This window comes from Peribacillus sp. NPDC058002 (assembly GCF_042886655.1).
GTDB lineage: Bacteria > Bacillota > Bacilli > Bacillales > DSM-1321 > Peribacillus > Peribacillus aracenensis.
In genome coordinates, this window is the sequence record NZ_JBHVQU010000329.1 from 1 (window position 1) to 3,371 (window position 3,371).

The 3,371-nt window shown below is 39.1% G+C and carries 5 protein-coding genes; all 5 read left to right on the top strand.

From position 1 onward, the window contains the following. On the top strand, positions 1-783 hold a 783-nt coding region (locus ACFVSH_RS24465; protein ID WP_387708327.1), incomplete at its 5' end, for a GNAT family N-acetyltransferase. Positions 784-890: 107 nt separating this feature from the next. Then, entirely contained in the window at positions 891-2,006 is a 1,116-nt protein-coding gene (gene menC, locus ACFVSH_RS24470) for an o-succinylbenzoate synthase (RefSeq protein WP_387708329.1), read from the top strand. A gap of 38 nt (positions 2,007-2,044) precedes the next feature. Further along, entirely contained in the window at positions 2,045-2,149 is a 105-nt protein-coding gene (locus ACFVSH_RS24475) for a hypothetical protein (protein ID WP_387596054.1), read from the top strand. A gap of 350 nt (positions 2,150-2,499) precedes the next feature. Next, positions 2,500-2,922, top strand: coding sequence for a MarR family winged helix-turn-helix transcriptional regulator (locus tag ACFVSH_RS24480; RefSeq protein WP_387708331.1), 423 nt, complete (start codon positions 2,500-2,502; stop codon positions 2,920-2,922). A gap of 59 nt (positions 2,923-2,981) precedes the next feature. Next, a partial coding sequence (locus ACFVSH_RS24485; RefSeq protein WP_387708333.1) for a DoxX family protein occupies positions 2,982-3,371 on the top strand: 390 nt, incomplete at its 3' end.

The following is a 3,371-nucleotide window of genomic DNA, read 5'->3' on the forward strand; positions in this document are numbered from 1 at the left end:
GAGCTAGAGGACGCAAGAAAGCTAGAATCCGCCATTTCGGGAGAAAACGACTCAATCCCCACACACCAAACCATCACAGCTGTAAAAAACGGTGGTTTGGTTCTAGGAGCATATTGCGAGGAGAAGCTTATTGGATTTCAGTATAGCTTTCCGGGATTCAATGGGCAAACAGCCTATCTTCGTTCACATATTCTAGGAATAGATGAGCAATTTCGCAACAAAGGAATAGGGGAGAAGTTAAAGTTAGCCCAACGTGAGGAAGCGTTAAAGCTCGGCTTTTCCCTTATTACCTGGACTTACGATCCTTTGGAAAGTATTAATGGGTATTTGAATATAGCCAAGCTTGGTGGGGTCTGTTCCACATATATCGCAAACTGCTATGGTGAAATGGAAGATCTTTTAAACAGCGGAATTCCATCTGACCGCTTTCTTGTCGAATGGCATATTGGTAAAAAGGAGACAACGGATTCTAGTGGACGGGGAATTCCGCTGGACTTTGCGATAGAAAACTCGCTTATTCAATGGGAGACCAATGAAAAGGGATTGCCTGTTCCATCCTTCACTCTTCCGCTGCCTGAACAAAATGGGGATACTGCTTTTGTGGCCATTCCAAAGGACTTCAGGACAATAAGGGTCACAAATAGTCAAGCAGCCACTGAATGGCGGATGAAAACCAGGGACACATTTACCGATTTATTTCAGCAAGGATGGGAGGTAACAGATTTTATAAAGAATTCCATGACGGAAATTCCCGTTCAGTTTTATGTGCTGACAAGGAAATAAGCAGGTGAATTTTAATAACGTAACTTCAGGCTGCTGTCAGCCTATTTAATAAAAAATTGGTAAGACTGTGTCTTTTAACAGTTTTATCACAAAAGGAGAATTTCCAAGTGAAAATTAAACAAGTTATTCTAAGGCATCTGAAACTAGACTTGCTTGAACCTTTTACAACTAGCTTTGGGACGGAATACAATAGGGATTTCATCCTTGTAGAAGTAAAAAGCGATGATGGCATTTCCGGTTGGGCAGAATCGGTTGCGATGCTCGACCCTCTGTATAATGAAGAAACCCTAAAAACAAACTGGCATATACTCGAGGATTATCTAATTCCAATTATCCTTAAAAATGAAATCAAGCATCCGGATGAACTCTCTGAAAAATATTTCTCCCATATACGCGGTAATTATATGGCAAAAGCAGCTATAGAGGGTGCTGTTTGGGATCTGTATGCGAAAAAGCAAGGTGCTTCCCTCTCACGTGTGTTAGGTGGAACAAAAAAGAAAATTGAAGTGGGGGTAAGCATCGGAATAAAGGACTCGATCGATTCGACCCTGGATATGATTGAAGCACGTCTCGGTGAAGGCTATAAACGCTTTAAACTAAAAATCAAACCGGGCTGGGATGTTGAATTAATAGACAAGGTCCGAAAGGTATATCCGGAAATCCCGCTCATGGCAGATGCAAATTCAGCTTATACCTTACAAGATATAGACCGGCTATCCGCCTTGGATGACTATAAATTAATGATGATTGAACAGCCGCTTGCCTATAACGATATCATTGACCATGCAGATTTACAGTCAAGGTTAAAAACACCTATTTGCCTGGACGAAAGCATTCACTCCTTAGAGGATGCAAGGAAAGCTATTAAATTGGGCAGCTGTAAAATCATTAATATTAAGATTGGCCGTGTCGGAGGTTTGACTGAATCCAAGAAAATCCATGATTTATGTCTTGAACATGAAATTCCGCTATGGTGTGGGGGTATGCTGGAATCAGGCATTGGAAGAGCGCATAATATTGCCATCACTTCACTGCCAAACTTTACTCTTCCGGGAGATACCGCAGCTTCCTCCCTCTACTGGGCGGAAGATATCATTGATCCAGAAGTTACAGTGGAAAAAGGAATAATCAAAGTTCCGGAATTGCCAGGAATCGGCTATGAACCAAGCAGTGAAAAAATCAATAAGTATACTATACACAGTCAAACATATCATTTAAGTTAGAAAAATGTGCTGACATGCAAGAATCCAGCACATGCAGAATGGGTGATGCCCCCGCAACTTCAGCGACAAATCATCAAGGTCAAATACATGGTGTTCAAGTTTTGTATGCAGCGGATAATATCTCACACTGCTTTGGCCATTAGACTGGTAGATCATATTGTCTGCAGTTTAATTGAAGTATTGAACGAATAAATGTTGACGTATTCATAAAAATCGTTGCATCAAACTCTCTTATAAATAAAGAAAAAGGAAGGATTTTCACCTTCCTTTTTTTCCTTGGGAAAAAATCGTCCAATGGGACCATTGGAGTTGGCCGATATGGTTGGGTGGGATAGTCGACGCTTTTAAACAGTTTTCTAAATGAATTACCTGACCGGAACCAGGAAGTTTAGTTCAATAAAGTAAAAAGGTTATTGACAAAAAAAAATATAAGCATTATTATTATCTCATATTCAAGATAATTTAATTCGAGATATTTGAGGGGGTGAAGTAAATGGAGAGGAAATGCAATAATTTGCACTTTCTGATATTAATGCAAACATCCAAAGCAATTCATGATCGAATAAAGGAAGAAATGGCAAAAAACAAGCTTGGTATTACGGAATTTTCTGTTTTAGAGGTACATTATCAAAAAGGGAAACAAACAATTCAACAAATTGGAAATTGCATACTGATTTCAAGTGGTTCGATGACCTATGTTATAGATAAGCTAGAACAAAGAGGTGTATTAAACAGAAATGCCTGTCCAGATGACCGCCGTATGATACATGTAAGATTAACTGATGATGGAAATGAACTGATGAATGAGATCATGCCGAAATATCATGAGTTAGTTGATGATATGTTTGATTCATTAAATTCTGGTGAAGCAGAGACATTTGTGAACCTTTTGAAAAAAGTAAGGAATAAAGTTTAAAGTGTTTTTCTTGAAATGATATCTCGAATTCGAGATAAAAATAATAGGGGGATTTTACTATGATAAATATAGGTTTATTAATAATTCGTTTGGTAATTGGTTTATTGTTCATTGGGCACGGTGCTCAAAAGTTGTTTGGTTGGTTCGGTGGCTATGGATTGAAAGGAACAGGTGGATGGTTTGAATCCATTGGCATGAAATCAGGAGTAACCATGGCTCTTTTCGCAGGGTTAGCAGAACTTATTGGGGGACTTTTGTTTGCTTTAGGTCTATTAACGCCACTTGCAGGAATTATGATTGCGGGAACTATGATAATGGCTATCGTAAAAGTGCATGCTCCAAATGGATTATGGGCAACAGCTAATGGATATGAATACAATTTAACGTTGCTTGGAGTTGCTATCGGTATAGCATTGATCGGCCCGGGTCAATATGCTTTAGATTCATTC